Raw genomic sequence first — 26713 nt, 5'->3', positions numbered from 1 at the left:
CAATGGATGAAAATTTAGTTGCAGTACTTATTCTAATAGTTTACTTTTCACCTTTATTTTACCAATTGGTTTTAGTTATTGAAGAAAGAAGAAAAGGGAATAAGATACCGCTTAAAAAATTTATTAAAGTTCTAAAACTGAGTATTCTTATTTTGATACCAATAATTCTTGGATTTGGAATTTTAAGCCATACAAACTTTTTAGATTATGAAAGACCACTCACTTTTGATAAATACGATAAAATAACATTTGAAAATTTTAGAGGATTGGAATTTTTCAAAAAGAAATTTTATGGTAGTGAGCGTTTTGCATATGTGGTTACATCTATTGAAAGTGAAATTGGTGATAATTCAGTTTCTGTTCAATCTTTTTTTTATCCATCGCGTTCCTTCGTTTATAATAAAAATACAGATAGCAAAGAATTGTTGAGCCATGAGAAATATCATATAAAGATAACAGAACTTTTTGCTCGAAAGGCTAAACAAAGAATTTCAGATCTTAAGGTTTTTGATAAAGGTGAGATTGTAGAAATAATTAAAAGAGCTAGAAATGAAGAAAGAAATTATCAAAAAGAATATGATTATAACACCTTTCATAGTTATGTTTTGAGTGAACAAAAAAGATATGAGAAAGATATTGATAGTTTACTAAATTTGTTGATTGAATTCAAGGACCCAAAAATAAAATTTAATGAAAAAGATTAATTACACTCTAATTGCAATAATATTTTTTACACTAACTAATTGTTCATCTGATAAACATAACTTTCCGGTAGATAAACGCTATTGGGATGTGAATGATTATAACGATGCAGTCCGTGAATATAAGTTTGGTTATGAGAGAGATGATAAATTACCCACTTTTGAAGATCCAGAAACAAGAATTATTGTACAAAAATTAACTGATGAAGAGAATTATAAAGTAGTGCTTAATGATAATGAATTGGGTATAAAACATCGTAATACTGTCGCTGAAAAATTCTTTGAAGAATGGAGAGAAATGACACGGCTTTATAATGCATTAGACCGCAAAGATAATTACCTATATGATAAAGAAATGATCGCTGTCTTGCATTTTGGTTTAGGTCTTCAATTAAGCTATTTTGAATTAGGGAACCTACAAATAAAAGAAAATGCAGATGACCCAAATTCATATAGTACCAAGAATAGAATTAATTCCAATATAAGTACTTTAATAAGTAATTACACCAATTATATAGATAGAATAAATGATGAAAAGGCCTTTACAGAAGAAGGAAAAGATAAACTAGCGGCAGGAATTGACAAATACTTTATGAAATTAATCGCCTTATATCCTGATGCCAATTATGGTGGAATGAAGAGTAAGGCCAATTTGATGTTAAAAAAGAGCAATTCCGATAAAATTAAGTCATCATTAAAAAAATTGATCCAAGAAATTGATACCAAAGCTGAAGAGAAAAAGCAAGCTGAAAAAGAAAAGTCTAGACTAGTAGAAGATTAAGGAAATACGCATACAGTTGGGGTTGTTGGATTAGAAAATGGATTATTTTAAAAACTGAAATGGAACATTCAAAACGATTGAATTTTTTGAAGTCTTATCTTAAACTTTATGGAGTTGAGAAGATTAAATTGTTCAATGAAACAAAAAGCACAATAAGCGGATTAGCCATTTATGATGAGTCTGATTTGGATGAAAGACAGGAATTCATTTGGTATAAATCTGAACAAGAAGTGCCTCCACCTGAATTGATTGTTCTAATTGAAAAAATTGTGGCGAATAAATGGCATACAGGAGATAAAATTTCTGAGCATATTGAGGAATTAGAATTTTCAGAATTCGATAATCAAACTAAAGAAAAAATCTTAAACGAACTATTTGACATAAAAATAAAAATGATTGATGATGGAGAAGAAACGGATTCTTTCTATGTACATTATTGAGTAAACAACTTCCATCAAATATCGTAGGTTTTTATAGAAAAATTCTAAATTTTAAATATAACTTCTCCTCACTTCGTTATTTATATCCTTTATAATAAAATTCAAAATCGTCAATCATCAATCGCCAATCTTTATTCATTTGACTGATTATTGAACTCTTCCCACTAATCTTCCCCCAATTTTCAGGGGTGTTATTTTACCCTTAACTAGTGTTTTACACCTTGCCTTTCTGGTGCACTTTTGTAATCAAATTAATAACCAATAAATAATAACAGTTAAAAAATTACAATTATGATCTACGGAATTTCATTAGTATTGTTAAGCATCATAGCGGTGCCATCATTAATCTTATCAAAAAAGCCAAATGCAGCAGAATTATTGGCAAAAATTGAACCTTACCAAGGTTGGATCGGTCTAGTATTTTGTTTCTGGGGCGTATGGGGAATTATATCTGCCTTTTTAAATATGGACTGGTTAACGGCTGCACCAATCTGGTGGATAACCTTGTTGGCAGGTAGTGTTGTAGAAGCTGGTTTAGGCTTTATGCTAGGCTATGGACAAATCAATAAATTATTTTTAGGTAATAATCCTAAAGCACAAGAAAAGGCAGCAATGATTCGTGAGAAAATTGCACCAAAACAAGGAGAATTAGGAGTATTAGGACTTATTGTTGGAGCTTGGATGATCGTAGCTTCATTCATGTTCATATAAAAAATTATTATAAACATTAAAATCTACAAAAAATGAGAAAATTAATTATTGCAGTTTTATTACTGATAGCGGCAAATACATTTGCACAAGGAAATTCAAGCACTAAAAATACTATTAGTGTAAGCAGTAGCGTAAAGTTTAAGAAAGAGGTTAAAGCTTATAAAGTCAAATTAATTATGGGCTTAGACCAAATGGGCTATGGAAATACTGAATGTAATACGTTAGATGAGTTAAAAGAAAAATATTTCGACAAGCTTAAAGAAAAAGGTATTGATCCAAACAAATTAAAAGAACAAAAAATTGAGTACCTCAGTATGTATTACCAAAGAGAAGGCACGGTATATTATTACGAAGCAACTACTGAAGAAGAGGTTCAGAAAGTTTTAAGTGCAAGAGTTAATGGAGTAACCAATAACGGATTGGAGTACAGAATGGAATTGGACGATGCCCTTTACGATAATTTAATTGAAAAAGCATTAGAACAGGCCGAGGACAAAGCAAACAGAATTGCTAAAAAAGCGAATAGAAAAGTTGGGAAAATTGCTATGATTTCTGATAATTCTTATACCTACGAAGATTGGGTTTATTATTCACCTAAAGATGAGTATTTAAGAATCAATGTAGTATTTGAACTATTATAACATAAAAGTAGGTTAGTTGATGTTACCCAATCTGTAATATGTTGTGTATTTCAGGTTGGGTTTTTTAGCTTTAGTAATACTATTAATAATAAAGCTACGTTTATTTTAAGATATTGAGTTAGTGGAGCAATAGCTAAAAAAATCAACCCAAATTAACACTATGCATAAAACAATCGAAGTAAGTGGAGCAGTAAAATTAGAAAGAAAAATTTCTAGATACAGAGCAAAAATAAGTATAGAGGTGAATCAAAACCCCTATGGCGATGAAGAAGTTTCAGATTTAGAAGAAATTAAAAACCAATATTATTTGGCGTTGGTAGAAAACGGTGTTGATGTAAACAAATTTGTAGAAGATACTTTTGAATTCAGAACTTACAACTATCAAGCAGAGGGTACAATGCTAAAATACGAATGTGAATCGCAAAAAGAAATTTCGCAATTGTTGGATATTAAGGTACCCGGTATTTATATAAATTTATTAGAATGTAAGTATATTATTGATGATGAATCTTATGATGAGATAACTGAAGCGGCGTTGGAAGATGCAAAAATTAGGGCGAATAAAATTGCGGCAAAAATTGATAAGAAAGTGGGTGCAATAGTAAATTTAGTAGATTATAGACAGCTCAATGACTACTGGACAACTTTTAACCCTTATGATGAATTTTTTGAGTTAAAAGTAGTTTTTGAATTAGAATAGTGTTTTTACTATTTACTAAAATTATCTCGCAAATATTCAGAAACCATAGTTGAATAGGTTTTCTTTCGGTATTTGGTGACCGGTTGAATTCCGATTATGGTATTCGTTAAAAAAACTTCATCGGTTTTTTGAAGCTCAAAAGGTGAAATTTCTTTTTCTTCAACGTTAAATTCTTTATCTTTAGAAATGAATTCTATTAATTTTTTTCTAAAAACCCCTTTTAAACATCCTTCGGAAAGGGGAGGAGTAATTATATTTTTTTCTTTAACTAGAAAAATATTCGCATTTAAGGCTTCCACAACTTGTTTTTTTTCATTTAATAAAATGCAATTGTCCAATCCATTTTCTTCAGCATAAATACTACCAACAACATTTAGCACTTTGTTATTGGTTTTTAAAGTTGATAATACTCCAGAAAAAACATAATAATCTTTAAAAAGATCAACTTGATAAGTTGTTTTTACTGTAACGGATAATGGATTTGCTTCTACTAAAAAATGAGTATTGTTAGTGGTTGGTAAATACAATCCACCATCCTTTCTATTTACTGTAAAGCGAACCCTTGCATCGGTTAAGTTATTGGCCGAGGCAGTTTTTAAAATTTCTTGTTCAAAAAATTCTAAGGTGAATTCCATAGAAATATTCATGCGTAACATTCGCATGGAGGCCATTAACCTAAAATAATGGTCTTCTAAAAAGTTTACGTTACCATTCGTAACTTTTATACTTTCAAATAATCCATCTCCATACTTAAATGCTCTATTATTTATACTTAAGGTAGGTGGGTTTTCAGTGAGGTTACCGTTGTAGTTTATCATTGCAATAAAATTGGCTCCCAAGAGTATAATCTTGGGTTACCTCCCATTGGGGGAGGTCGGAATTGCTTTTTGCAATTACGGGTGGGGCTTATGCCCCAATTGTTTGTTTTAATTCAGAAATTTGGTTTTCCCAAAACATTTTGCCTTCTTCAACTTCATCTTCATCATCGGCAAAGTCGGTTACCAATAAAGACACGTCAGAAGTTAAGTCATCAACAACTATTTTAAATTCAAAAAAAGTACCTTCTTCTTCATCGGTCAGCCATTTGTATCTGATACGTTCGTTGGTCTTATATGACAATCTTTTTGCTTGCTCTTCTGATCCGTCCCACATAAAGGTATAAACATCGCTTCTTGAATTTACGTTATCTGCAAACCATTCGCTCAATCCATCAGGGGTTGATAGGTATTGATATAAAAATGCAGGCGAAGAGTGCATTACAAACTCTATACTATATTTAACTTTATCGGCCATAGGTCAATTTTTAGCTTGGTTGGGCAATATATATATTATCTTAATTTAAAAAAAACTTTTTATGATAAAAAATAATACAAAAGAACTATTGCGACTGATAAATTTGTTTTTATATTTGCAACCTTAAAAAATGGCGAGGTAGCTCAGTTGGTTAGAGCGTCGGATTCATAACCCGGAGGTCGGGGGATCGTGCCCCCCTCTCGCTACAAAAACTCAAGTTTAAACGCTTGAGTTTTTTTATTTCATATACTTCCCCTTTTTACTGCCTTCGTACATTTCGTATTTAACCAATCTACATTCTAGTTTTCCATTAAAAACCTTTATTCTTTTTGAAGTTCTTAGACCAACGTTTTTTAATCCATTTTCGAAATCGGAAGTAATTAACCAAGCATTCGTATCAGGATAACCGCGTTTTAACGTATTGCCTATTTCTTTATAAAAAACGGGGACATCAATTTCCAGTCGCTCTCCATAAGGCGGATTGAACAAAATAATGGTTTTACCCTCCAATTCTTTTTCCGTTCTAAAGAAGTTTTCTTGTTCAATGGTTATAAACTCTTGCAAATTGGCATTTTCAATATTGTCTTTAGCTTTGTATATGGCTGATGGGGCTTTGTCATAACCAATAATTTTTGCAGTTGACTCTCTCGCTTTTTTAAGCAAAGAATTTCTGATGGTATCAAATAAGTCAGCATCAAAGTCGCTCCATTTTTCAAAACCAAATTCACGTCGGTTGATATTGGCTGGAATGTTATTGGCAATCATGGCAGCCTCAATTAAAATAGTACCGCTACCACACATGGGGTCAATAAAATGTTGTGTGCCATCATAGCCTGTCATTAATACCAATCCCGCAGCTAATACTTCATTTATTGGAGCAATATTGGTTGCACTTCTATAGCCTCGTTTATGTAATGAATCTCCAGAACTATCCAAAGAAACCGTACAGTTTTTATGTTGAATGTGAATATTTATCTGTAAATCGGGATGGTCTAAATCTATGTTTGGTCGTTTACCAAACTTATCCCTAAAATAATCGACAATGGCATCTTTCGTTTTTAAGGATACGTAATGCGAATTGGTAAAATTTTCTGCATTGGCAACGGCATCAACGGCAAAAGTTCCGTTTACGTCAATATAATTGTCCCATTTAATGGTTTGTATTTGTTTGTACAGATCATCTTCATTGTTAACTCTGAATTGTCTTATGGGTTTTAAAATTCTTACGGCGGTTCTTAAGCCTAAATTGGCTTTGTACATAAAACCTACATCGCCTACAAAAGTTACATTTCTTACCCCAACTTTGATGTCCATTGCACCAAGATTTCGCAATTCTTTAGCTAAAATTTCTTCAAAACCAAAAAGGGTTTTGGCCAACATTTTAAAATTTTCGTTCATTTTACAGGATGTTAAATATTTATAAATTATTTATTATCAGAGCTTTATAAATATTTTCAATATTCGATTTAATAATTTATCAATATAATGGCTCAAAAATACATTTATTAAAATTGTTTGCCCTGTTTTTTATAATATTCTACGTTTAACCTTTCTAGGTTATCAGTATGGTAATTCTACAAGATTTATCGACGCATAATTTGGAAAACTGTGATATTTGTTTAGGTTATACCCTTGAAATGTAAAATGTAAATAGATGAAATTACTATATGTTAGAAGGAAAACAAAAACAGAAATGCGATATACAAAAAATATGGGGCAGCTAAAAGCTAGAGTTACTTATATTAAAAAATATATATTCGGATTTCCAATAAAGACCTTACATAAATATAGAGAAACTTATTATGGAGAAGTTAAGGATTGCGATGAAATTGTTTTAGCGAAATAAGAATCAAATTAATTTTTATAACCAATACTTAAGCAGAACAAACTCCACATTGTCCCATTAAAAGTATATCTGTAGCATCTACCTTATGATTTTTTATAGATGGTATTTTGATTTCTACAGACAAGCATTCAACTCTATTGCATTTTGTACATTGAAAATGTGGATGCTTGTCAGAATGATGATGAGCAGAACATCCTTTACACTTAGCATACCATTTTAAACCATCTTTCCCGTTAAAAGAATGAATAACACCATCTTTTTCAAGTCTATCTAAAATACGATAGACAGTGGTTTTATTCATTTCATCTTTTAAGAGTTCAATTAGATTTACAACAGAATTAGCTTCGCTATTTCTTTCAAAGATTTGAAGTACCGAAGCTACAGCTTTTGTTTTTCTGATTATTCCCATAATACAAAATTAATGCAATTAAGTTGCAATTACAAATTTTATTTTATAATTTCGCAACTCAGTTGCATTAATAATAATTTTATGGTACGATTACTAGACGTTAGCAAATCATTTAAAGGAAACCTTGCTGTTCAAAATTTGAATTTAGAGGTTCAAAAAGGGGAAATTTTAGGGCTTTTGGGTGCAAATGGTGCTGGTAAATCTACAACAATCAATATGTTATTGGGGTTTTTAAGTCCAGATTCAGGTAAGGTACAAATCAATGATTTAGATACTAGCAAAAATGCCCAAGATACCAGAAAATTTGTTGGCTATATTCCAGAAAACGTAAATCTCTATCCTTATTTATCCGGTTTAGAAAATTTAGATTATTTCTGCAAGTTGGCTGGATTAAAATATTCTAATAGTGAGCTAGAAGACCATTTAACAACTTGTGGATTAGAAAATGAGGCACACGATAAAAAAGTGAGTGGTTATTCCAAAGGAATGCGACAGAAAGTAGGTATTGCTATTGCTTACGCAAAAAAAGCAACAGTCTATTTATTGGATGAACCCGCTAGTGGTTTAGATCCTATGGCGAGCAACGAACTTTCTATGCTTCTTAAAAAATTAGCTTCAGAAGGTGCAACTATCTTAATGGCTTCACATGATATTTTTCGTGTTCGTGAAGTTTGTAACCGTATCGGGATTTTAAAAAACGGAATTTTAGTAAAAGAACTTAATAGTAAAGATGTAAGTGCTAATGAACTTGAAGCATTGTACCTTCAATTTATGAAAAACTAATACGAATATTATGTTTCACATCATCAAAAACGAATGGCGATTTTTAGTCCGTAGTCGTATTTTTTTAGGCATAAGTGTTGCGTTTATTTTAATCTTATTTGTAGCTGTTTCTTTAGGGAACTATCAAACACAAAAGCAAGAGCAAACACACAAAAATGCTAAAGACCACGTACGTCAGCAATGGGTAAGTATTGATGAGATGAATCCTCATAGTGCTGCACATTATGGCACGTATATATTTAAACCTTCTAATTTATTGAGTAGTCTTGATGAAGGTGTTAATAGTGTTACTGGAAATGTGATTAGAGTTGAAGGACACGTGCAAAATGAAATAGTACATTCCGAAGCTTCACAAATGCAGGCAATCTCTCGATTTGGAAAGCTAAAACCTTCGCTCTTATTACAATACATGATTCCACTACTATTGATTTTTTTGGCCTTTACCTCAGTTAGTAGCGAAAAACAAAGCGGAAGGCTTAAATTGCTCGTCATGCAAGGTGCGAAACCTCTACAGATTATTGTGTCTAAAACAGTTTCCGTTTGGTTGTATGGTATTTTGTTATTAATTTTTGTCATTGCAGTATATGGAATTTTAAATTTTCAAAGTTTAACTGCAGAAATAGTAACCAGAACAGGATTGTTCTTTTTATCATACGTTTTATATTATTTTATAATTAGTGGACTCACGGTTTTCTTTTCCGCACGTTGGCAAAACGCAACACTAGCCTTAACATCTATGTTAGGTATTTGGATAATCTGGACCATGTTTTTACCGAATATTTTAATGAGCTCTGCTGAAAAATGGCATAAATTACCAAGTAGAAATGAGTTTACTTCTGCTATGAAAGAAGACCGCTCAAAAGGTATTGATGGGCACAATCCCGCTGATAAACGAGGGCTAGCACTAAAAGAGAAAGTTTTAAAAGATTATGGTGTGGATAGTTTATCTCAATTGCCCATAAATTTTGATGGTATGCGTATGCAAGCCGATGAAGAGTATGGAAATATTGTTTGGGACAAACATTTTGGAAACAACCGCAAATTATTGCAAAAACAGAAACAGAGCTTTCAATTAGGGGGTTTTGTTAATCCTTTTATTTCCTTGAAAAATACAAGTATGGGTTTTATGGCAAGTGATAATTTGCATCATCAAGAGTTTTTGTTACAAGTGGAAAATTATAGAAGGGTTTTTATTAAAATGTTAAACGATAAACAAACTTTTGGTGGTTCAAAAACCGGTAATTGGGGCTGGAAAGAAGATAATGAATTTTTTAAGTCTATTCCTGATTTCAATCATAAACTTATACAAGTTTCCACCGTCTTATCAAATTATATGTTGGATTTAGGCTTACTTGTATTATGGTCAATTATTGTAATTATCCTTATTGCTGTTGGAACTAAAAAAATACAGATCGTATGAGAAATTTAAGCATATTTTTATACGAGTGGAAACATTTTGTCCGTAGTCCTTTTAAAATTGTTGCACTGTTACTTTTTATAATAGCAAGTATTTATGGTATGCACAATGGTGCAGATTTATATGAAAGGCAAAATACAGAAATAGAAAGGCTCAATAAAAAAGCAGAAACCGAAAAGAAGACGATACTGTCTTACTTTAAAAATGGAGAAAAAGGACCAAAGAATAGACCTTGGGTAGATAATACACAACCATTTTGGGCTATCTGGAACACACCCACCTATCATTTTAAAAAACCTTCACCAGCCATAGTTTATAATATCGGACAGACAGAACACTACGGGTTTTACAAAGCTATCAGCACCTCAAGCAGTCCTTTCGATACAGATATGGCAAAAGAAATTGCCAATCCAGAGCGTGTCCAGTCAGGTACTTTAGATTTTTCGTTCGTAGTCCTATTTCTATTACCGCTTTTGTTGTTGGTCTTACTTTATAATATCAAAGGTTCAGAAGCTGAACAAGGTTTTTTACCGCTTGTTTTTGTGCAAACAGGTTCAAAAAACTGGTGGATACTATCAAGAACTGTATTTTACAGCATATTACTTTTATTTACATTATTTGGGGTAATGCTTTATGGTGCTTCACTTACCAACGTATTTATTGGAGGTACTGCTTTTTGGAATATCTTTTTATGGATATCGATCTATCTTTTATTTTGGGTAATTATTTATTTTTTAATTATAAAATATGGTAAGAATACCGTTTCAAACACCTTACAAATGATTGGCGTTTGGTTGCTTTTTGCATTTATCATTCCTGCTGCTATTCAACAATGGATAGCTATAGAAAAACCAACCAATTTAATGATAGACATAATTGATGTCAAAAGGGACAAAACAGAAGAAATCTATAATCTACCAGACGAATTGATCGATGTACAGCTCTTTAAAATGTACCCAAGTTTAAAACAAACTGAGATTTCAAAAGACACCATTAGTATAAAAAGAGCAAGACGAAATTCAATTGAAGCATTAATCAATGTCGCAATGAAAGATGCAACCGCTAGTATAGAAGAAGATAATCAATCTAAAAATGAATTTATTTCAAAAACCTATTGGTTCAATCCTATAACTTATTTTCAGAATAAGCTAAATCATCTTTCTCATACCCATTATAATGACTATAAAACCTACAGGGACGATATTCAAAATTTAGTTGATAAACGTATTGAAACAATGGTTTTAGACATTTGGAATGATGTTAAAGTAGATAAAGAAAAATATTTAGAATACAACAAAAAATTTAGTAAATGACACCGATGAAAAAGATACTTTGGGCAGATAAATTAGGAATGGCGAATGCTTTTCTCTGTATAATTCATTGTCTTACAGTACCAACATTGCTAACAATGGGTATAGGTTTTTTGCATCATCCGATAATTGCTTACCTATTTATCTTAATAACATTTATTTCAATATATAAAGCTACCAATGGACAACTTTTTAAACGAACTAGTGTTTTTTTATGGGTAGCTTTTGTTGGTTTTGTAATATCAATATTGCTGGAAGAGCATTCTGAAATTTTTGAATATGGGATGTTCTTGTTTTCATCATTAATTATTCTTGGACATTTTTATAACATACGATATTGTTCTAAATAATTTTATATGAAGCTATACAATTATATTCTAATATTATTATGCTTTGGAAATTGCTTGAATGCTCAAGAGGCTGAAAATTTTCCACCACCTGAGAATGCACCAGTAGTAACAGCTATTGAAACCCAAGAAAAAATAATTTTAGATGGCAAACTGGATGAAGCCATTTGGAAAAACGTACCTGAAATAATAGATTTTTTTAGAATGGAACCTCGACAAGGCGGTTCTTATCTATACAATCTACTCGAAATGAATTCTTAAAAATAATACAACAGTAAATAATATTAATTGCAATTAAAAATTTGAACAATGATTACAAAAGAACAAGTAATAGAGGCTCAAAACAACTGGGGCAATGGTGTAGTGAAAATAGGTAGTCTTAAGGGCAATAGAACTGAATGTGAGAAATTTGCAAATGAGTTTCTTGATACTGCCTATGCTTTTGAAGCTGGGGCGGTTTCATTTAAACCAACAAAATGTGAAATAGAACAGTTTAGGCCTACAAAACCAGAGGCCTTGTTCTATTTTATTGCGGGAGAAAACCGTGCATGTAAAGAGGATAAAGGTTTTGCTATTCAACCTTGGACAAAAGTAAGGTTTGAAAATTCCAATCTTATTTTGGAAGAAAACTGTGCCATTGCAATGAGAAATTACTTTTTTATCGATTTAGACGGTAATGAAGCAAAAGTTGAATATACATTTGGCTATAAATTAATTGATGAAGAGTTGAAAATTGATTTACATCATTCATCATTTCCATATAATCCAAGGGCATAGACCAAATGCAAAAATATTTTTTCCTTATCTGCTCTACAGATTACCTAGAACATACCATTAACAATACATTTAAGTATGAGAATTATTTTTATACTTCACTTGGTGTATCTTTATTTATGATTGCAAGACAATAGAGTCCATAAAACAAATTATTAGAAAGCACAAAATCGAAGAAATTTATTTTGTACTTTCTTTGGAGAATAAAATTGTTTTGAATGCATTGGGGAATGAAGAATTTTCTAATATTGGGGCATTAAGTAACTTCTATAGCGAAATTAGAAGGCAAAAGGAACATTCTAAAATAGCATTTCAAAAAGGCAATCGTCAATTCACAATTCTATCCTATTATTTGAATAAAAAAATAAAAGGAATGGAATTGCAATTAACCAGTCTATCAAACTGGCCTATTAAAATAGTCAATAAAATATATGAGAATGATAAGGATGTGTTCACTACTATATATTCTAATTTAGTTTGTTTAAAAAAGCATCATTTAAATTAAAAAATAAAAACCACTAATTTAATCGCGTGTAGACTACTTAAAATAAGAACACTATGGATTACAATAGAAGAAAATTTATTTCCTTTATAGGAAAAGCTAGTTTGGGTACTGTGCTTATGCCCCCGTTTTTAATAGGTTGTGGTAGTACAACTACACCAACAAGAGATTTTAACACAACTTCTAATAAAAGGCTCATTGCTCTTAAAAAGCTTGTTTTAAAAGGTTTGGACCCTTCCGATAAAGATGATTTGCTATTGGCAAATGGTCTGGATTATCATGTAATCATAAAATGGGGCGATAAGATTAGTGACTCCGATACTTTTGGATTCAATAACGATTTTACCTGTTTTATTCCTTTTGATGATAATAACCCTAAAGATGGTTTGTTATGGGTAAACCATGAATATGTAAATCCGCTTTTTGTTTCTGATTTCGATCGTAGAAGCTATGAAAACCCATCTGAGCATCGAACTATAGAACAAATAGATAAAGAAATGTATAACGTGGGTGGAAGTATTGTTCGGGTTAAAGAAGAAAACGGTAAATGGAAAGTGGTTAAAAATGACCCTTTTAATAGACGTATAACCGCAAAAACACCAATCCGATTAAATTGGGATACGCCCATAAAAGGGAAAACCACGGTAATAGGTACACATAGTAATTGCTCTGGTGGCATTACCCCTTGGAAAACGTTTTTGACCTGCGAAGAAAACTACGATAGTTTTTTTGGTGAAACCGAATATGATGAGAATAATGTAGCTAGTCACAGATCGAGTTGGCAAGGTTGGGAAAACTTTTATAATTATCCGCCAGAACATTATGGTTGGGTGGTTGAAGTGAATCCAAATGACGGAACGGCACAAAAACATATTGCTTTGGGAAGGTTTGCCCATGAGTGTTGTACGTTATATGAACTTGAAGATAAACGAGTAGTTGCTTATACTGGAGACGATAAAAATAATGAACATTTATACAAGTTTATTTCTTCTAAACCGGGGTCTTTAAAAGAAGGAACACTATATGTAGCAGATGCGGTTAATGGAAAATGGTTAGCCTTGGATTGGGAAAACCAGCCTTTATTAAAAAACAAATTTAAAAATCAAACCGAGATGTTGATTAGAGTTAGAGAGGCAGCAAAATTGTTGGGTGCTACCGAGTTAAATCGTCCTGAGGATATTGAAATAGATCCTGTCATTGGAAATATATTTGTTTCGCTGACCAATAACTATGGTAAAGACGATTTTCATGGTTCTATTCTGAAAATTGAAGAAACCAACGGAGCTTTTGATGCTTTAACCTTTAAGGCTTCCACATATAAAGCTGGTGGCGAAGAAAGCGGTTTTTCTTGTCCAGATAATTTAGCGTTCGATTTATCAGGAAATCTTTGGATAACTTCAGATATGTCCGGAAGTGCTATGAACAGAGAAGATAAATCCTATATGCCCTTTAAAAATAATGGCCTATTTGTAATTCCACGACATGGTAAAGATGCAGGGAAAGTAATTCAGGTGGCATCGGCACCAAAAGATGCAGAACTTACCGGTCCTTGGTTTTCACCAGATGGAAAAACATTATTTTTAAGTGTTCAGCACCCGGGAGAGCAAACTAAAGATTTGAACAACCCAACCAGTACATGGCCTTTTGATGAAGACAATATTCCAAAACCTGCGGTTGTTGCGATTACAGGCGATTTAATCGAAAAAATGAATAAACTAAATCAAATCAAATAGAAGTGTAGATTTTATCTATATTAAAATAAAATGAAAAATCTATCTGTAACTGTAATTAGTGGTTTTCTATGAGCTAGAAAGACAGTATTGCTGAACAAGGTCAGTATAAAAATGAAAGAAAGGATTATTGCACTTAATAAAAATGAATATCTCAACAATTTTATGCAATGAAAAATAAAATTTCAACCTTGATTATACTCTTATCGTTTTCTATATGTTATTGTCAAAAAGAAATTACTTGGCAAGATTTATCAAAAGTTAAGTTTACAGTTAAATATTTTCCTGAATATGATGATTATTTTAAGTATCCAGAGTTTTCTTCTTCAGTAAAAGCGTTAGAGGGAAAACTAATTACCATTGAGGGCTACTTTTTAAATATAGACCCAAATGAAAAATTATTTGTTTTATCGAAAGGGCCTATGTCATCCTGTTTTTTCTGTGGGGTAGGTGGACCAGAAACGGCAATAGAAGTTCAATTTAAAAATAAACCAAGTTTTAAAACCGATAATATAGTGGCTATAACCGGAACACTAAAACTAAACAAAGACGATGTAGAACATTTTAATTATATTCTTACCGACTGTAAAGGAATATTAATCGAATAAAACGGTATAATTCCATAATTTTTAAATTACCGACAAATATTAGTTAAATGAAATCATTACATTTTCTTTGCTTTTTTCTTTTACTGGCTTCTTGCAAAAAAACAGATATAGACCTCATTAGAATAACTGCAAAAACAATTGCTATAGATAGCACTATCCAATCTTCTGCAAAGATAAAAAGTATTATTAAACCCTATAAAGAAAAAGTGACACGCGAAATGGAAAAAGTGTTGAGCTATACACCGACGGACTTAACCAAAGAAAGCATGGAAATGCAGAGTAGTTTAGGAAATTTAATGGCCGACATGTGTTTTAAAATGGCGAATCCAATTTTTAAAGAGAAAACAAATACATCTATAGATTTTGCGATGTTTAATCATGGGGGATTACGTGCAACAATTCCAGCTGGAAATATAATAAAAGAACACGCTTTTAAATTAATGCCTTTTGAAAATGAACTTGTTGTTGTAAACCTTTCAGGTAGTAAAGTAATTGAATTAATTATTTTATTAAAAATAAAAAAGCACACCCTTTATCAAAAAACATAGCATTACTGATTAAAAAAAATCATTATACTCTAAAAATTAACAATATAAAATTCGACAAAAACAAAACCTACAATATATTAACATCAGACTATTTACAAAGTGGCGGTGATAAAATGGATTTTTTTAAAAATCCAGAAAAGCTAACAAAATTAGACTACAAGGTAAGAGATGCCATTATCGATTATTTTAAGCAAACAGATACTTTAATAACGGCAATTGATAACCGTGTAACAATTAAGTAATATGAAAAGAAGAAAGTTTATAAAACAAATAGGAGCAGGTTCAGCGTTAACAATGGTTGGGGGATTTACATTAACCTCTTTTACCGGAAAACGGCAACGCCATATTACTATTTTACATACAAACGATACCCATAGCCATATTGAACCTTTTAAAGCAAATCACAGTAGGAATGCGAATAGAGGGGGAGTTGCTAGAAGAGCTACATTGATTGAACAAATACGAAAAGAAAATCAAAATACATTATTATTAGACGCTGGAGATATTTTTCAAGGAACACCTTATTTCAATTATTTTGAAGGTGAACTTGAATTTAAGCTCATGAGTATGTTAAAATATGATATAGCAACTATTGGCAATCATGATTTTGACAACTCAATAGATGGTTTATTTAAGCAATTACCAAATGCAAAATTCGATTTTGTTTCTGCCAATTACGATTTTAAAAATACAGTTTTAGATACCCATGTAAAGCCTTATAAAATTATAATTAAAGATCGAGTAAAAATAGGAATATTTGGTTTAGGCATTAAATTAGAAGGATTAGTCAATAAAAAAATGTATAAGGAAACAGGATACTTAAACCCTGTAGAAATAACCCAACACATCACCAGTAAATTAAAAGATGAAGAAAAATGTGATTTGATTATCTGTTTATCGCATTTGGGGTATTACTATAGAAATAACCCAGATAAGATATCTGATTTGAATTTAGCTAAGATTACTAAAAATATAGACTTAATTATTGGGGGTCATACGCATACGTTTTTACCAAAACCAACTATTGTTAAAAATATGGACGGGAAAAAATATGCTTGTAAATCAAGTGGGTGCTTATGGAATAAACTTAGGGAGGGTCGATTTTTATTTTGATGAACAAAATAATAAAACATCAAAAGGAACAACTATTTTGGTGTAATTTTAAAATTACAAAGTTATGTAAAAAGGCAGGTTCGGATGAGAAAAATACAGCTCTAAATTATCGGTTAGGTTCGTTTATGATATTGATAGTAACTTCTATTTAGATGCTATTTTCCAAGTACGACTCATAGTAGGTAATTTTCAAAATCTGAACCTGCAACCTAAAATCAATTCACTACTTTTGCCTTTTTAAAACCCATAATGAAAAAGCAAGAATGGTTTAAAGATTGGTTTGATACAAAGTATTATCATATTTTGTATCAAGATAGAAATGATGATGAAGCCCAAGTCTTTATGCGGCATCTGGTTTCTTTTCTTAAACTTAAAAAAAACAGCAAAATTTTAGATTTACCTTGTGGTAGGGGGCGACATTCTGTTTTTTTAAACCATCTAGGCTATGATGTAATTGGTGCTGATTTGTCCGAAAACAGTATTGCCTTTGCTAAACAGTTTGAAAATAAGACCTTGCATTTTGAAGTACACGATATGCGTGAACCATTTCAAACTAAATTCGATGCCATTTTTAATTTATTTACAAGTTTTGGTTATTTTGATGACGAACATACCAATATTCAGGTTTTAGAAAACTTAAAAAATGGTTTAAAAGAGAATGGTGTATTGGTAATTGATTTTATGAATGTTAACCAGGTTAAAAAATCTATTGTTTACAATGAAACCATAAACAAAAACGATATTGATTTTCATATAAGCAGAACCGTGGATGGGAATGCAATAATTAAAGATATTCGTTTTTTTGCGGATGGTAAGGAACATTTTTATAAAGAAAATATAAAATTTTTACCGTTAGATACGCTAAAAATATATTTTAAGGCAGTAGGTTTAGAATTAAAACATATTTTTGGTTCATATTTATTAGAGGGTTTTGATATTGAAAATTCTAGCCGGTTAATATTGATTTTAGAATGAGCTTTGTAGCCTTAATCTTATCCGTTTTTACAGGTGTACTTATTGTACTTGCTGTAAAACCTAGCACTAAAATTATCCAACTTTTATTATCTTTTAGTGGTGCGTACCTGCTATCTATTACGGTTTTACATTTATTGCCCGAAGTTTTTGAATCACATCAAAAAAACGTTGGTATTTATATTCTTGTAGGAATTCTAATTCAGACTATACTTGAATATTTTTCAAAAGGAGCAGAACATGGACATATTCACAACCACAAGCATTCTCATGTAAAACAGATACCTTGGTTATTGTTTTTTAGTCTGTGCATTCATGCATTTTTAGAAGGAATACCGTTAAACATGGTCAATGGTAATTTGCTTTTATGGGCCATTGTTATCCACAAAATACCCGTTACAGTAGTGCTTTTTGTGTTTTTATTACAAACTTCACTCTCAAAAAAACTGATCTACACTTTTATTCTTTTATTTGCATTGATGAGCCCATTGGGACTTTTATTCAGTAATGGCACATCTTTATTTGAAAACTACCACACAGAAATTACCGGAGTAATTGTTGGTGTTTTTTTACATATTGCCACAGCTATCCTTTTTGAAAGTTCTCAAAACCATAAGTTTAATATTCAAAAATTCATAGCGGTATTAATGGGGTTTGCTTTAGCTTTTTTGGGGACGCAAATACTTGGACATTAAAAATTTGTTAGCAGTAACAATTGCCGATTGTTATGTGGAAAGGAAATAATCTGTTCGAATTTATATGGGTCTTTAACGAAAATTATCAATTTTTCTTAACGCTGAACTTTATTAATTAGCCACTTCACTTAAAAATTTAATTCGCATCAATCGTAATTCTTCTTCATCATAATCCCCATCAAATTCATCAAGAGCTTCTTGTATTTTATCTGATTGGGCTTCCATAAAATAATCGTGGATTTCCTCTTGTTGCTCTTCGTCCAATAGATCGTTTAAACTGTAATCTATATTTAGTTTTGTGCCGGAATAAACTATGCGTTCCATTTCTTTGGTCAATTCGAGCATAGTCAGACCTTTAGATTTTGCAATATCGATCAGGGGCAGTTTTCTATCTGTATTTTGGATTATAAACAATTTTAAAGCAGAGTTAACCCCAGTTGTTTTTACGATTAAATCGTCCGGCCTTGTAATATCATTTTCATCTACATAGCGTTGAATCAATTCTACAAAATCTTTACCAAATTTTTTCGCTTTACCGTCACCAACACCATGAACATTGGAGAGTTCTTCTATTGTAACGGGATACTTTATAGTCATGTCTTCTAACGAAGGATCTTGAAAAACGGCAAACGGAGGTACACTTTTACGTTTACCCACTTTTTTTCGTAAATCTTTTAGCATAGCCATTAATTGTTGATCGACACCTCCACCCGAAGATTTATTATTTGTAATAATATTGCTATCATCTCCGTCCCCGTAAACATGGTCTTCGGTCATCATAAAAGAGGTTGGATTTTTCATAAAATCCAATCCTTTTTTTGAAATTTTCAGCACACCGTATTGTTCAATTTCTTTGTTGATGTATCCTGCTACCAAAACTTGTCGAATCAATGCCATCCAAAACGCACCATCTTTGTCTTTTCCTATACCAAAATAAGATTGTTCATCGGTTCTCCTAGATTTTAATAACGCATTGGATTTTCCAATTAAAGTATTTACAACTTGTTTGGACTTATATTCTTCTTTTGTGTCTCTTATGGTTTCCAATAATACTTTAACCTCATCTTTGGCTTCTTTTTTCTTTTTAGGATTTCTGACATTATCGTCCATATCTGCCCCTTCACCATTTGCTTCATCAAATTCTTCACCAAAATAGTGTAATAAAAATTTTCGTCTAGACATTGAGGTTTCGGCATAAGAAACCACTTCTTGCAATAGAGCATGACCAATTTCTTGTTCGGCTACGGGTTTGCCAGATAAGAATTTTTCTAACTTTTCTATATCCTTATAGGCGTAAAAAGCAAGGCAATGGCCTTCGCCACCATCTCTACCGCCTCTCCCTGTTTCTTGATAATAGCTTTCTAAACTTTTAGGAATGTCATGATGTATAACAAAACGCACATCAGGTTTGTCTATACCCATTCCAAAAGCAATAGTAGCAACAATAACATCAACATCTTCCATTAAGAACATATCTTGATGTTTGGCTCTTGTTTTTCCATCTAACCCAGCGTGATAAGGCAATGCCTTAATTCCGTTCACTTTTAAAACATTGGCAACTTCTTCTACTTTTTTTCTGCTTAAACAATATATTATACCCGATTTATCTTTAAAACCCCTAACAAACCTGATAATATCTTTTTCTACATCTTTGGTCTTAGGTCTTACTTCATAAAATAGATTAGGTCTATTAAAGGAGGCTTTATAAGTTGTGGCATCAGTAATGCCCAAATTCTTCAAAATATCTTCTTGCACTTTGGGTGTAGCCGTAGCCGTAAGCCCAATAATGGGTACGTTATCAATACGTTCAATAATATTTTTAAGATTTCTATATTCAGGCCTAAAGTCATGACCCCATTCAGAAATACAATGTGCCTCGTCAATGGCTACAAAAGATATTTTCTGTGTTTTTAAAAAATCTATATATTCCTCTTTGGTCAATGATTCCGGAGCCACATACAATAGTTTGGTTACACCCGTTTTAATATCGTTCATAACCCTGGCCACATCACCCTTGTTTAATGATGAATTAAGTACGTGTGCAATGCCTTCATCTTCTGAAATACCCCTTATGGCATCAACTTGATTTTTCATTAAGGCGATTAATGGAGAAACCACAATAGCAGTGCCTTCCTGAATTAATGCGGGTAGCTGGTAACACAAAGATTTTCCACCACCTGTAGGCATAATAACAAAGACATCTTCTTTATTAATAATACTTCTAATAACTTGTTCTTGTAATCCCTTAAATTTGGAGAAGCCAAAATATTGTTTTAAGGCGTCGTGTAAGTTTAAATTTGTCACTCTTATTATATATTTGTCAATGAATTGGTTTAAACTTTTTGCATCAGCTAAAAAAATGCACTTTTTTGCCTACTTTTTAACTTTTTTCCTTCCGTAGCGGTGCTATGCAACTCAAAAAAGGTTTCAATTAAACAAAAAACAACTAATTTTCGCTTTAATACAAAAAATTTAAACCAATTCTATAATTTTAGATACATTTGCAACTAAAGATACCACTTTATTTTTATATAATAATAATTCCTGATTTGAACACTAAAAAAGATATTTTAGAAATTGCCAAACAAAGTATTACTATTGAAAGTAAGGCGATAGCGAATTTAATAAATTTTTTGGATAAAGATTTTGAAAATGCAGTTAAATTTATACTAAAGTCAAAAGGTCGTGTAATTGTTACCGGAATTGGTAAAAGTGCCAATATTGCCTCAAAAATAGTGGCCACATTAAATTCTACGGGTACACCTTCTATATTTATGCATGCGGCAGATGCTATTCATGGAGATTTGGGCATAGTACAAAAGGATGATGTAGTTATCTGTATTTCTAAAAGTGGTAATACCCCTGAAATTAAAGTATTACTTCCATTAATAAAGGATTCTAAAAATAAAATTATTGCCATTACCGGTAATGTACAATCTTATTTGGCAACTCAGGCAGATTTTGTCTTAAACGCTTTTGTGGAACAGGAGGCTTGTCCAAATAATTTAGCACCGACCACTAGCACAACTGCACAATTAGTTTTAGGTGATGCTTTAGCGATTTGTTTATTGGAAATGAAAGACTTTACCAGTAAAGATTTTGCAAAATACCATCCCGGGGGAACTCTTGGGAAAAGATTATACCTTAGAGTTGCAGATTTGATAGAAAAAAATACTAAACCAGCTGTAAAGCCTAATGATTCTATAACCAATGTAATTATTGAAATTTCAGAGAAACGTTTAGGTGCTACTGCCGTAATCGAAAATAAGATGATAATTGGTATAATTACCGATGGGGATATAAGACGAATGCTTAAAAATAATGATAATTTCACTGCCTTAACCGCTAAAGATATTATGGGAAAAAACCCTAAAGTAATAGCCTCTGATGCTATGGCAATTGCCGCTTTAGACATTATGGAAAATAACAATATTACACAACTGCTTGTAGCTGATGAGGGTGAATATAAAGGAGTAGTACATTTGCATGATTTATTAAAAGAAGGAATTATATAAAATGGCTAAAAAATTAAAAGGGAAAGAACAAAACGAAATGTCCTTTTTAGATCATCTTGAAGTGTTAAGATGGACTTTGGTACGTTCTACACTGGCAATACTTATAATGAGTTCCATTGCTTTTTTAATGAAAACTTTCATATTCGAGAAGATTATTTTACTGCCAAAAAATCCTGAATTTTATACCTACAAGGCCCTATGTAATCTTTCCCAAAAATTTGGCACCAATGGTCTGTGTATTGATGACATTCCGTTTATAGTGCAAAGTAGAACCATGGCGGGGCAATTTTCCGCACATATTTGGACTTCTATTACAGTAGGATTTATAGCTGCTTTTCCATTTATTTTGTGGGAGATTTGGAAATTTATAAAACCGGCACTTTATGCTAAAGAGAGAAAACATGCTAGGAGTTTTATTATTATTTCTTCTCTGTTGTTCTTTCTTGGTGTTTTGTTCGGTTATTATTTAATTACACCTTTATCCATAAATTTTTTGGGTTCATATCGTGTTGCCCAAGAAGTAAGTAATAATATCGATATAAGTTCATATATAGGTTTGCTAAGAGCTTCGGTCTTAGCAGCAGGCTTAATTTTTGAAATGCCCATCATTATCTATTTCTTAGCAAAAATGGGCTTGGTAACTCCTGAGTTTTTAAGAAAGTATAGAAAGTATGCAATTGTAGTATTGCTACTTTTGGCTGCCATTATAACCCCTCCTGATGTAATTAGTCAGTTTATTGTGGCCATACCAATGGCTATTTTGTACGAGGTAAGTATATTTATTGCTGTTGTAATTGCACGTAAGGAGAAAAAAAGAGCAGCTAAGGCTTAATTTTTTTTATCTATTTTTACAGTTATGAACCCAAAGGTTGAACAATATATAATAAAGCATAAAAATTTTTCGGAAGAAATAATCTTTCTTAGAAAAATAATTATGTCAACCGACTTAAATGAAACAATTAAATGGGGAATGCCTACCTATACATTAAACGGAAAAAATGTGGTTGGTATTGGTGCATTTAAAGCCCACTATGGATTGTGGTTTTTTAAAGGAGCTTTACTGAAAGATAAAAATAAAGTCTTGTTGAATGCTCAAGAAGGAAAAACGGCAGTAATGCGGCAATGGCGTTTTGAACAGGATTCAAAATTAGATGGAAAATTAATAAAAGCTTATATTAAAGAAGCAATTGAAGTTGAAAAGAAAGGAGTAAAGGTTTCAGTTAAAAAGAAACCATTGCTAATTCCCCAGGAACTGGCGACTTTCTTAAATGATAATAAGGAATTGGCTAACAAATTTGATGCTTTATCAGATGGAAAAAAGAGAGAGTTTGCCGATTATATTTCAGGTGCAAAACGTCAAGAAACTAAAATTAAAAGACTGGAAAAAATTATACCCATGATTTTGAATAATGTTGGTTTAAATGATAAATATAAAAATTGCTAAATAGAGCAAATGATTTTAAGAGCAGAAAATATTGAAAAAACTTACGGTAGCAGAAAAGTTGTAAAAGGAATTTCCCTACAAGTTGAACAGGGAGAAATCATTGGTTTATTAGGTCCAAATGGAGCAGGTAAAACCACCTCTTTTTATATGATTGTGGGAATGATAAAACCTAATGAAGGTAAAATATTTTTAGACAATGAAGATATAACCGACGATTCTATGTACAAACGTGCCCAAAAAGGTGTAGGGTATTTGGCTCAAGAAGCATCGGTATTTAGAAAGCTGTCCGTGGAAGATAATATTATGGCGGTTTTGCAATTTACAGAACTATCCAAAAAACAACAAAAAGAAAAACTGGAATCTTTAATTGACGAATTCAGTCTTGGTCATGTAAGAAAAAATAGAGGTGATTTGCTTTCTGGAGGTGAACGTCGCCGAACAGAAATTGCTAGGGCTTTGGCTTCTGACCCAAATTTTATTTTATTGGATGAACCTTTTGCAGGTGTTGACCCTATAGCCGTCGAAGATATACAAAGTATAGTTTCGCATTTAAAGGATAGAAATATTGGCATTTTAATTACGGATCATAATGTTCAGGAAACACTTGCCATAACCGACAAGACCTATCTAATGTTTGAAGGTGGAATTTTAAAAGAAGGTACACCTCAAGAACTGGCTGAAGATGAAATGGTCAGAAAGGTTTATCTAGGTGAAAGTTTTGAATTGAAAAAAGCAAAGCAGAAATTAAAATAAATACTTTTTTTAGCTCTTAAAAGTGAACCTTAATAAAAGCCCTCAATTTAACAGTTGTATCCAATAAATTCTCACCGGTCCATCCATGACCTTCTCCGGTATAAATAGTAAATTCATTGGTCACGCCCAATTCATCTAGTTTTTCGTGCATATCTCTACCTTGTGATGAAGGTATCAATGGGTCTTCATCTCCATAAAATAAAATAGTTGGTGGTGCTGAAGTAGTGGCCACATGGTAAGGACTATTATCTCTATAAAACTGCATATTCTGCTGAAATAATACTCCAGTAATGTTTTGTATTTGAAGTGCCAGCAAAGCATATGTAATTTCAGTAGCATTTACGTAGGCATCATCAGTAAAATTTGTCGGGCCTACTATACTACAGACCATATCAACTTCATTGTTAATATCGTAAGCATAACTGTATAGCATAGATAAATGTGCACCAGCACTTGAACCAATAAACGCGTATTGATTGGATATTTGATAGTCTTCTTTTTTAGATTTTAAATCAGCTATAATAGCTTTAATATCATCAATTTGCATCGGGAAAGGACTGTTGCCTTCTGATGCCAATCTGTAATTGATATTGACAATAGCATGATTTGGTGATTCCTTTTGTAACTCTGGTATAAAAGCATTCATATCGTTTTTATCACCTTCAATCCAACCACCACCATGCACCAATATAAAAACTTTGGTAGATTTGGAAGTTCTTCCTTTTGGAAGATAAATATCGTATTTTTGTTGTGGATGATCTCCATAGGAAACATCTTTGGATTGCGATTTTTCCAAAATGGTCTCCGGAGACGAGGAATCATCTGTACAAGAAATAAACAAAAGTATTATTGTCGATAGAGAAAATAATAATTGACTAATTTTACTTTTCATAATCCAGTTTTTATGGCACAATTTATAAAAATTTATAACGACAATCCTAATCCCAAAGAAATCAACAAAGTAGTTGAAGTGCTTAGAAAAGGAGGTTTGATTATTTATCCAACCGATACCGTTTACGGTTTGGGATGTGACATTACTAACGCTAAAGCAATGGAGAAAATTGCACGTATCAAAGGCATTAAACTAGCCAAGGCAAACCTATCTTTTGTGTGCAATGATTTAAGCCACCTTTCGGATTATGTTAAACAAATTAATACGCCCACCTATAAAATTTTGAAGAGGGCATTGCCCGGACCCTATACCTTTGTTTTGCCAGGCAATAATAATTTGCCAAAAGCTTTTAAGAATAAAAAAACTGTGGGAATTAGAGTGCCTGACAACAATATTGTGTTGGCTATTGTTAAAGAATTGGGTAACCCAATTGTCTCAACTTCTATACGTGATGATGACGATGTGATAGAATACACTACCGACCCAGAACTGATTTTTGAAAAATGGCAAAAATTGGTGGACGTTGTTATTGATGGAGGCTATGGCGATAACCAACCTTCTACGGTTATAGACTTATCGCAAGATGAAATTGAGGTGATAAGAGAAGGAAAAGGTAGTTTGGATATATTATAAATTTTCTCCGTTACTCATTAATTCCTTATAGTTCTTATTCAATTTTTTTAATAATATTCCATATAATAATTGGTAAAATAACCAAAACAATACTACCATAATAAGTATTATAAATAAAGATAGTAACCAAACAACAATCATATTAGTGTCTTTTGGAATTTGGCTCAAGAACACGTCAGATTTAAAGAAACCATAAAACACAACTGAGCACACAATTGGGATCAAGGCTAAATTAAACCATATATAATATTTAACAATCTTTCTGGTTTTTAAAATGTTCTGTATTAGAACTTTAGGATTTTCATCAGCCGAAATTGATCTATAATTTTTGTAGAAGAAATAAACAAAACATATAAGCACAACGTAATAAAAACCATAAAATGTATTAATGAATGTTGTTAAACCTAATTTCTCAATTGTAACGGAAGATTTAGCATTACCTGTAAATAATGATATAACAACCGGAATAACCAATTCTAAAACACTAATTATAAAGATCCATTTTACGATTGAAGACGATTTTTTATGAATAATTTTAGACAACGCCTCTTTAGATAATTTTGGCAGTGCACCATCTTGTTTTTTCCAATCCTTTTTTAATAATTCTAATTGATCCATAGTTTTTAAGGATTAAGTATATTTTTTAATTTAGTTTTTACACGGTTCATTTTTACCCTCGCGTTTACTTCGGTTATTCCCATCATTTCAGAAATTTCCTTATAATTTTTATCTTCTAAATAAAGAAGCACTAAAGCCTTGTCAATATCAGATAACTGATATATTGCTTTGTACAATAGCTTCAATTGTTCCTCTTCGGTATCATCATAATCAACCGATTCTATTTTAAACAGAACCGACTCAAAATCCTGTGTTTTAATTGAGCGTTTAGACTTTCGGTACAAGGTTATTGCGGTGTTAAGGGCAACTCTGTACATCCAGGTACTAAATTTAGAATCGCCCCTAAATTTGGGGTATGCTTTCCAGAGTTGAATACTAATCTCTTGAAATAGATCATTATGAGCATCCTTGTTATTGGTATAGATTCTACATACCTTATGCACTATATTTTGATTTTCTTCTAAATCTGAAATAAATTTATGCTCTAACGCTTTGTTCACTGGTTAATGATTTCAAGTAATTAGTAGTTTTCTAGTA

32 protein-coding genes, 1 tRNA gene and 1 pseudogene are annotated in these 26713 nt (G+C 31.8%); 26 read left to right on the top strand and 8 right to left on the bottom strand.

Going from position 1 to position 26713, the window contains the following annotated elements:
- The first annotated feature begins 2 nt into the window (after positions 1–2).
- The 6 genes from UMM65_RS03520 (at position 3) to UMM65_RS03495 (ending at position 3974) form a co-directional block, all read left to right on the top strand.
- Positions 3–704 carry a hypothetical protein gene (locus UMM65_RS03520; RefSeq protein ID WP_321975090.1) on the top strand — a complete coding sequence of 234 codons (702 nt, stop codon included), beginning with the start codon at positions 3–5 and terminating at the stop codon, positions 702–704.
- Complete coding sequence (locus tag UMM65_RS03515) at positions 691–1482, top strand: hypothetical protein (protein WP_321975089.1); 792 nt, start codon at positions 691–693, stop codon at positions 1480–1482. Before UMM65_RS03520 ends, UMM65_RS03515 begins: the two co-directional genes overlap by 14 nt.
- A 59-nt stretch (positions 1483–1541) precedes the next feature.
- On the top strand, positions 1542–1922 hold the full coding sequence (locus tag UMM65_RS03510) for a hypothetical protein (RefSeq protein WP_321975088.1): 381 nt from the start codon (positions 1542–1544) through the stop codon (positions 1920–1922).
- 291 nt (positions 1923–2213) lie between these two features.
- Positions 2214–2633, top strand: a complete 420-nt coding sequence (locus tag UMM65_RS03505; protein WP_321975087.1) for a hypothetical protein — start codon at positions 2214–2216, stop codon at positions 2631–2633.
- A 32-nt stretch (positions 2634–2665) separates the two neighbouring features.
- Positions 2666–3274: an SIMPL domain-containing protein gene (locus UMM65_RS03500; RefSeq protein WP_321975086.1), complete on the top strand. Its 609-nt coding sequence runs from the start codon at positions 2666–2668 to the stop codon at positions 3272–3274.
- Positions 3275–3434: 160 nt separating this feature from the next.
- Entirely contained in the window at positions 3435–3974 is a 540-nt protein-coding gene (locus UMM65_RS03495) for an SIMPL domain-containing protein (protein WP_321975085.1), read from the top strand.
- Positions 3975–3982: 8 nt separating this feature from the next.
- Here the strand turns inward: UMM65_RS03495 and UMM65_RS03490 are convergent, their stop codons facing one another.
- Together UMM65_RS03490 and UMM65_RS03485 are read right to left on the bottom strand one after the other, a co-directional pair.
- Positions 3983–4792, bottom strand: coding sequence for an aminotransferase class IV (locus tag UMM65_RS03490; protein WP_321975084.1), 810 nt, complete (start codon positions 4790–4792; stop codon positions 3983–3985).
- A gap of 88 nt (positions 4793–4880) precedes the next feature.
- Complete coding sequence (locus tag UMM65_RS03485; RefSeq protein ID WP_321975083.1) at positions 4881–5267, bottom strand: START-like domain-containing protein; 387 nt, start codon at positions 5265–5267, stop codon at positions 4881–4883.
- 132 nt (positions 5268–5399) lie between these two features.
- On the opposite strand from UMM65_RS03485, the gene UMM65_RS03480 reads away from it, so the two are divergent.
- Positions 5400–5473, top strand: a tRNA-Met gene (locus UMM65_RS03480).
- A 31-nt stretch (positions 5474–5504) separates the two neighbouring features.
- Here the strand turns inward: UMM65_RS03480 and UMM65_RS03475 are convergent.
- A complete protein-coding gene (locus UMM65_RS03475; RefSeq protein WP_321975082.1) occupies positions 5505–6665 on the bottom strand; it encodes a THUMP domain-containing class I SAM-dependent RNA methyltransferase in 1161 nt (386 codons plus the stop codon).
- A 256-nt stretch (positions 6666–6921) separates the two neighbouring features.
- Between UMM65_RS03475 and UMM65_RS03470 the strand changes: the two genes are divergently transcribed.
- Entirely contained in the window at positions 6922–7113 is a 192-nt protein-coding gene (locus tag UMM65_RS03470) for a hypothetical protein (RefSeq protein WP_321975081.1), read from the top strand.
- 28 nt (positions 7114–7141) lie between these two features.
- On the opposite strand, the gene UMM65_RS03465 is transcribed toward UMM65_RS03470, so the two are convergent.
- A complete protein-coding gene (locus UMM65_RS03465; RefSeq protein WP_321975080.1) occupies positions 7142–7522 on the bottom strand; it encodes a Fur family transcriptional regulator in 381 nt (126 codons plus the stop codon).
- Positions 7523–7603: 81 nt separating this feature from the next.
- Here UMM65_RS03465 and UMM65_RS03460 point away from each other — a divergent pair, with 81 nt between their 5' ends.
- The 13 genes and pseudogenes from UMM65_RS03460 to UMM65_RS03400 all read left to right on the top strand — a co-directional run bounded on the left by UMM65_RS03460 (position 7604) and on the right by UMM65_RS03400 (position 18321).
- Positions 7604–8305 (top strand): ABC transporter ATP-binding protein, encoded by a 702-nt coding sequence (locus UMM65_RS03460; RefSeq protein ID WP_321975079.1) that lies wholly within the window; start codon positions 7604–7606, stop codon positions 8303–8305.
- Positions 8306–8315: 10 nt separating this feature from the next.
- On the top strand, positions 8316–9725 hold the full coding sequence (locus UMM65_RS03455; protein ID WP_321975078.1) for a DUF3526 domain-containing protein: 1410 nt from the start codon (positions 8316–8318) through the stop codon (positions 9723–9725).
- Positions 9722–11035, top strand: coding sequence for an MFS transporter (locus UMM65_RS03450; RefSeq protein ID WP_321975077.1), 1314 nt, complete (start codon positions 9722–9724; stop codon positions 11033–11035). Before UMM65_RS03455 ends, UMM65_RS03450 begins: the two co-directional genes overlap by 4 nt.
- Positions 11032–11382: a MerC domain-containing protein gene (locus UMM65_RS03445; protein WP_321975076.1), complete on the top strand. Its 351-nt coding sequence runs from the start codon at positions 11032–11034 to the stop codon at positions 11380–11382. The genes UMM65_RS03450 and UMM65_RS03445 overlap by 4 nt, the downstream gene beginning before the upstream one ends.
- A 6-nt stretch (positions 11383–11388) precedes the next feature.
- A complete protein-coding gene (locus tag UMM65_RS03440) occupies positions 11389–11640 on the top strand; it encodes a DOMON domain-containing protein (protein WP_321975075.1) in 252 nt (83 codons plus the stop codon).
- A gap of 48 nt (positions 11641–11688) precedes the next feature.
- Positions 11689–12156, top strand: coding sequence for a hypothetical protein (locus UMM65_RS03435; RefSeq protein WP_321975074.1), 468 nt, complete (start codon positions 11689–11691; stop codon positions 12154–12156).
- A 193-nt stretch (positions 12157–12349) separates the two neighbouring features.
- Positions 12350–12658, top strand: a complete 309-nt coding sequence (locus tag UMM65_RS03430; protein WP_321975073.1) for a hypothetical protein — start codon at positions 12350–12352, stop codon at positions 12656–12658.
- Positions 12659–12711: 53 nt separating this feature from the next.
- The gene (locus tag UMM65_RS03425) at positions 12712–14388 is read left to right on the top strand and encodes a PhoX family protein (protein WP_321975072.1); all 1677 of its coding nucleotides are present in this window, start codon (positions 12712–12714) and stop codon (positions 14386–14388) included.
- A 167-nt stretch (positions 14389–14555) separates the two neighbouring features.
- Positions 14556–14993, top strand: a complete 438-nt coding sequence (locus UMM65_RS03420) for a hypothetical protein (protein ID WP_321975071.1) — start codon at positions 14556–14558, stop codon at positions 14991–14993.
- A gap of 47 nt (positions 14994–15040) precedes the next feature.
- Positions 15041–15541: a 5'-nucleotidase C-terminal domain-containing protein gene (locus UMM65_RS03415; protein WP_321975070.1), complete on the top strand. Its 501-nt coding sequence runs from the start codon at positions 15041–15043 to the stop codon at positions 15539–15541.
- Between the two features lie 243 nt (positions 15542–15784).
- Positions 15785–16700, top strand: a pseudogene (locus UMM65_RS03410) (bifunctional metallophosphatase/5'-nucleotidase).
- Positions 16701–16903: 203 nt separating this feature from the next.
- On the top strand, positions 16904–17629 hold the full coding sequence (locus tag UMM65_RS03405) for an SAM-dependent methyltransferase (RefSeq protein ID WP_321975069.1): 726 nt from the start codon (positions 16904–16906) through the stop codon (positions 17627–17629).
- A complete protein-coding gene (locus UMM65_RS03400; protein ID WP_321975068.1) occupies positions 17626–18321 on the top strand; it encodes a ZIP family metal transporter in 696 nt (231 codons plus the stop codon). Before UMM65_RS03405 ends, UMM65_RS03400 begins: the two co-directional genes overlap by 4 nt.
- Positions 18322–18432: 111 nt before the next feature.
- Here UMM65_RS03400 and UMM65_RS03395 read toward each other — a convergent pair whose 3' ends face one another.
- On the bottom strand, positions 18433–20631 hold the full coding sequence (locus UMM65_RS03395) for a RecQ family ATP-dependent DNA helicase (RefSeq protein WP_321975137.1): 2199 nt from the start codon (positions 20629–20631) through the stop codon (positions 18433–18435).
- A gap of 239 nt (positions 20632–20870) precedes the next feature.
- Between UMM65_RS03395 and UMM65_RS03390 the strand changes: the two genes are divergently transcribed.
- From UMM65_RS03390 to lptB, 4 genes are read left to right on the top strand one after another with little or no spacing between them, the layout of a single operon-like run.
- A complete protein-coding gene (locus tag UMM65_RS03390; protein ID WP_321975067.1) occupies positions 20871–21836 on the top strand; it encodes a KpsF/GutQ family sugar-phosphate isomerase in 966 nt (321 codons plus the stop codon).
- Between the two features lies 1 nt (position 21837).
- Positions 21838–22668: a twin-arginine translocase subunit TatC gene (gene tatC / locus UMM65_RS03385; RefSeq protein WP_321975065.1), complete on the top strand. Its 831-nt coding sequence runs from the start codon at positions 21838–21840 to the stop codon at positions 22666–22668.
- Between the two features lie 24 nt (positions 22669–22692).
- On the top strand, positions 22693–23280 hold the full coding sequence (locus UMM65_RS03380) for a YdeI/OmpD-associated family protein (RefSeq protein WP_321975064.1): 588 nt from the start codon (positions 22693–22695) through the stop codon (positions 23278–23280).
- 9 nt (positions 23281–23289) lie between these two features.
- Entirely contained in the window at positions 23290–24033 is a 744-nt protein-coding gene (gene lptB, locus UMM65_RS03375; RefSeq protein WP_321975062.1) for an LPS export ABC transporter ATP-binding protein, read from the top strand.
- Positions 24034–24049: 16 nt separating this feature from the next.
- Here lptB and UMM65_RS03370 read toward each other — a convergent pair whose 3' ends face one another.
- On the bottom strand, positions 24050–24925 hold the full coding sequence (locus UMM65_RS03370) for an alpha/beta hydrolase (RefSeq protein WP_321975061.1): 876 nt from the start codon (positions 24923–24925) through the stop codon (positions 24050–24052).
- 12 nt (positions 24926–24937) lie between these two features.
- Between UMM65_RS03370 and UMM65_RS03365 the strand changes: the two genes are divergently transcribed.
- Positions 24938–25558 carry an L-threonylcarbamoyladenylate synthase gene (locus tag UMM65_RS03365; RefSeq protein WP_321975060.1) on the top strand — a complete coding sequence of 207 codons (621 nt, stop codon included), beginning with the start codon at positions 24938–24940 and terminating at the stop codon, positions 25556–25558.
- Here UMM65_RS03365 and UMM65_RS03360 read toward each other — a convergent pair.
- Positions 25553–26176, bottom strand: coding sequence for a hypothetical protein (locus UMM65_RS03360; protein WP_321975059.1), 624 nt, complete (start codon positions 26174–26176; stop codon positions 25553–25555). The genes UMM65_RS03365 and UMM65_RS03360 overlap by 6 nt on opposite strands.
- 5 nt (positions 26177–26181) lie before the next feature.
- Positions 26182–26676: an RNA polymerase sigma factor gene (locus UMM65_RS03355; protein WP_321975058.1), complete on the bottom strand. Its 495-nt coding sequence runs from the start codon at positions 26674–26676 to the stop codon at positions 26182–26184.
- Between the last annotated feature and the right edge of the window lie 37 nt (positions 26677–26713).

Origin of the sequence: Aureibaculum koreense (genome assembly GCF_034296135.1) — a bacterium.
Lineage (GTDB): Bacteria > Bacteroidota > Bacteroidia > Flavobacteriales > Flavobacteriaceae > Aureibaculum.
Note: the sequence above shows the minus strand (reverse complement) of the source record. Positions and strands in the feature narration are given on the sequence as shown.

Excerpts from the sequence above, each read along its gene's own strand:
- UMM65_RS03520 (WP_321975090.1), top strand. The coding sequence starts at position 3 with ATGGATGAAAATTTAGTTGCAGTACTTATTCTAATAGTTTACTTTTCA.
- UMM65_RS03515 (WP_321975089.1), top strand. The coding sequence starts at position 691 with ATGAAAAAGATTAATTACACTCTAATTGCAATAATATTTTTTACACTA.
- UMM65_RS03510 (WP_321975088.1), top strand. The coding sequence starts at position 1,542 with ATGGAACATTCAAAACGATTGAATTTTTTGAAGTCTTATCTTAAACTT.
- UMM65_RS03505 (WP_321975087.1), top strand. The coding sequence starts at position 2,214 with ATGATCTACGGAATTTCATTAGTATTGTTAAGCATCATAGCGGTGCCA.
- UMM65_RS03500 (WP_321975086.1), top strand. The coding sequence starts at position 2,666 with ATGAGAAAATTAATTATTGCAGTTTTATTACTGATAGCGGCAAATACA.
- UMM65_RS03495 (WP_321975085.1), top strand. The coding sequence starts at position 3,435 with ATGCATAAAACAATCGAAGTAAGTGGAGCAGTAAAATTAGAAAGAAAA.
- UMM65_RS03490 (WP_321975084.1), bottom strand. The coding sequence starts at position 4,792 with ATGATAAACTACAACGGTAACCTCACTGAAAACCCACCTACCTTAAGT.
- UMM65_RS03485 (WP_321975083.1), bottom strand. The coding sequence starts at position 5,267 with ATGGCCGATAAAGTTAAATATAGTATAGAGTTTGTAATGCACTCTTCG.
- UMM65_RS03475 (WP_321975082.1), bottom strand. The coding sequence starts at position 6,665 with ATGAACGAAAATTTTAAAATGTTGGCCAAAACCCTTTTTGGTTTTGAA.
- UMM65_RS03470 (WP_321975081.1), top strand. The coding sequence starts at position 6,922 with ATGAAATTACTATATGTTAGAAGGAAAACAAAAACAGAAATGCGATAT.
- UMM65_RS03465 (WP_321975080.1), bottom strand. The coding sequence starts at position 7,522 with ATGGGAATAATCAGAAAAACAAAAGCTGTAGCTTCGGTACTTCAAATC.
- UMM65_RS03460 (WP_321975079.1), top strand. The coding sequence starts at position 7,604 with ATGGTACGATTACTAGACGTTAGCAAATCATTTAAAGGAAACCTTGCT.
- UMM65_RS03455 (WP_321975078.1), top strand. The coding sequence starts at position 8,316 with ATGTTTCACATCATCAAAAACGAATGGCGATTTTTAGTCCGTAGTCGT.
- UMM65_RS03450 (WP_321975077.1), top strand. The coding sequence starts at position 9,722 with ATGAGAAATTTAAGCATATTTTTATACGAGTGGAAACATTTTGTCCGT.
- UMM65_RS03445 (WP_321975076.1), top strand. The coding sequence starts at position 11,032 with ATGACACCGATGAAAAAGATACTTTGGGCAGATAAATTAGGAATGGCG.
- UMM65_RS03440 (WP_321975075.1), top strand. The coding sequence starts at position 11,389 with ATGAAGCTATACAATTATATTCTAATATTATTATGCTTTGGAAATTGC.
- UMM65_RS03435 (WP_321975074.1), top strand. The coding sequence starts at position 11,689 with ATGATTACAAAAGAACAAGTAATAGAGGCTCAAAACAACTGGGGCAAT.
- UMM65_RS03425 (WP_321975072.1), top strand. The coding sequence starts at position 12,712 with ATGGATTACAATAGAAGAAAATTTATTTCCTTTATAGGAAAAGCTAGT.
- UMM65_RS03420 (WP_321975071.1), top strand. The coding sequence starts at position 14,556 with ATGAAAAATAAAATTTCAACCTTGATTATACTCTTATCGTTTTCTATA.
- UMM65_RS03415 (WP_321975070.1), top strand. The coding sequence starts at position 15,041 with ATGAAATCATTACATTTTCTTTGCTTTTTTCTTTTACTGGCTTCTTGC.
- UMM65_RS03405 (WP_321975069.1), top strand. The coding sequence starts at position 16,904 with ATGAAAAAGCAAGAATGGTTTAAAGATTGGTTTGATACAAAGTATTAT.
- UMM65_RS03400 (WP_321975068.1), top strand. The coding sequence starts at position 17,626 with ATGAGCTTTGTAGCCTTAATCTTATCCGTTTTTACAGGTGTACTTATT.
- tatC (WP_321975065.1), top strand. The coding sequence starts at position 21,838 with ATGGCTAAAAAATTAAAAGGGAAAGAACAAAACGAAATGTCCTTTTTA.
- UMM65_RS03380 (WP_321975064.1), top strand. The coding sequence starts at position 22,693 with ATGAACCCAAAGGTTGAACAATATATAATAAAGCATAAAAATTTTTCG.
- lptB (WP_321975062.1), top strand. The coding sequence starts at position 23,290 with ATGATTTTAAGAGCAGAAAATATTGAAAAAACTTACGGTAGCAGAAAA.
- UMM65_RS03370 (WP_321975061.1), bottom strand. The coding sequence starts at position 24,925 with ATGAAAAGTAAAATTAGTCAATTATTATTTTCTCTATCGACAATAATA.
- UMM65_RS03365 (WP_321975060.1), top strand. The coding sequence starts at position 24,938 with ATGGCACAATTTATAAAAATTTATAACGACAATCCTAATCCCAAAGAA.
- UMM65_RS03360 (WP_321975059.1), bottom strand. The coding sequence starts at position 26,176 with ATGGATCAATTAGAATTATTAAAAAAGGATTGGAAAAAACAAGATGGT.